This window comes from Microvirga sp. P4_G7 (assembly GCF_056401005.1).
In genome coordinates this window covers 1-1,546 of the sequence record NZ_JBFUKD010000787.1, presented here as the reverse complement: position 1 = coordinate 1,546, position 1,546 = coordinate 1, and the positions used below count along the sequence as shown (strand labels likewise).

The following is a 1,546-nucleotide window of genomic DNA, read 5'->3' as shown; positions in this document are numbered from 1 at the left end:
TCTACAAGATGCTCGACACGACATCGGGAGCTGCCGGCCAGCAGGCGATGCTCGACGGGCTCGATAAGCTCAAGATCACCATTGGCGACACGGCCCTCAATACCTCGACGGCGGCCCGGATCGGCGCTTTCAATTCGGCACTTCAGCAATATGCGAAGGAGCCCGACAACCTGGTTCTTGCGCAGGCGGTCGTCTCGCGCGCCAATGAGCTCTCGACGACATTGAACAACGCGACGGCGACCGTTCAGAAGACCCGCGCCGAAGCCGATTCGGCGATCGCCGGTTCCGTCGGGCATATCAATGATCTCTTGAGCCAGTTCGAGGTGGTGAACCAGACCGTTGTGAAGGGGACGGCGTCCGGCGTCGACGTCAGCGACGCTCTCGACACCCGCGACAATATCCTTGCCCAACTCTCTGAGGAGATGGGGATTACGGTTGTCACGCGCGAGAACAACGACATTGCGATCTATACGGATAGCGGCGTCACCCTCTTCGAGAAGACGCCCAGGACCGTAACGTTCAATGCGACCGAGACCTACAGTCCCGGCACGGTCGGCAACGCCATTTTCATCGACGGCGTGCAAGTCACCGGACCGGGTTCGCCGATGCCACTGCGCGAAGGACGGCTCGTCGGCTTGGCGACACTGCGCGACAATGTCTCGGTCGACTACCAGAGCCAGCTCGACGAGATCGCCAAGGGGCTCATCGAAGCCTTTGCCGAAAGCGATCAGACGATTCCAGCGACTCTAGCGGACGCAACCGGGTTATTCACATATGGCGGCGGCCCCGGGATGCCCGGCGCGCCCGATGTGAAAGGGTTGGCCGGGAGTATCAAGATCAACGCGTTGGTGGATCCGGCCCAGGGCGGCGTGCTCGAAAGCCTGCGGGACGGAGGCATCAATGCTCCCGCGTATCGATACAATCCAGGCGCCGCCGGTTCGAACGCGGCATTTTCCGATCGCCTCTACGATTTGGCCGACAAGCTCGGAGCGGACCGGGCGTTCGATCCGGCACTCGGGCTCGGAACGACGAATTCGCTCGCTGGATTTGCCGCTTCCTCGGCAAGCTGGCTCGAAGCAACGCGCAAGACCTCGTCGACCGAGCTCGACTATCAGACAACCTTGCTCGGCCACGCCTCGGAGGCGTTGTCGAACGCCACCGGCGTCAACATGGACGACGAGACGGCAATCATGCTGCAGCTCGAAAAATCCTACTCGGCCTCGGCCAAATTGATCTCCGTCATCGACGAGATGATGCGAACGCTCCTGAACGCGGTTTGATAGCGCCATGAAAACGACCTTCATTTCCACACTGAGCCTCTGGAACTCGCCCCGCGGCGCCATCAACAAGCTGCAGGCGGATCTTGCCAAGGCAAACACGGAAATCGCGACCGGTCGCCACGCGGATGTCGGTCTCGAACTCGGCTATCGTACGGGGCAGACCATCTCCCTGCGCCAGGAGCGCTCCGAGATCCAGGCTCTCGTCGACGGAAACGGGACGGTGTCGCTGCGCCTCAGCGGCACGAAGAACGCCCTCGATCATATCC

General features: G+C 61.5%; 2 protein-coding genes. Both read left to right on the top strand.

Annotation, left to right across the window (positions count from 1 at the left end; genetic code table 11):
• The coding region (gene flgK, locus AC1DT3_RS20670; RefSeq protein WP_477467077.1) for a flagellar hook-associated protein FlgK at positions 1-1,280 on the top strand (1,280 nt) is incomplete at its 5' end.
• Positions 1,281-1,287: 7 nt separating this feature from the next.
• Positions 1,288-1,546 (top strand): flagellin N-terminal helical domain-containing protein (locus AC1DT3_RS20665; protein WP_477467076.1); only part of this gene is annotated, 259 nt, incomplete at its 3' end.